Annotated in this window: 1 protein-coding gene; it reads left to right on the top strand. The window is 64.7% G+C overall.

From position 1 onward, the window contains the following. On the top strand, positions 1-238 hold a 238-nt coding region (locus DBR23_RS31740), incomplete at both ends, for an ROK family protein (RefSeq protein ID WP_233250737.1).

Below are 238 nucleotides of genomic sequence, written 5' to 3'. Positions count from 1 at the left end.
CGGGCAGCTCGTCAACCCGCCGCTGATGCCCGACTGGGACGGCTTCTCGATCCGCGACTACCTGCGCGAGGCGTTTGCCGCGCCGGTGTTTGTGGACAACGATGTGAACCTGATGGCGCTGGGCGAGATGTACCGGCTGCAGCGCAATCTGCCCAATTTTTTGGTCATCAAGGTGGGCACGGGCATTGGCTGCGGCATCGTGTGCCACGGGCAGGTGTACCGGGGCGCCAATGGCTCG

It is taken from the genome of Acidovorax sp. HMWF018, from assembly GCF_003061035.1.
In the GTDB taxonomy this organism is placed as follows: Bacteria; Pseudomonadota; Gammaproteobacteria; order Burkholderiales; family Burkholderiaceae_C; genus Acidovorax; species Acidovorax delafieldii.
This window is presented reverse-complemented; position numbering and strand designations above follow the sequence as displayed.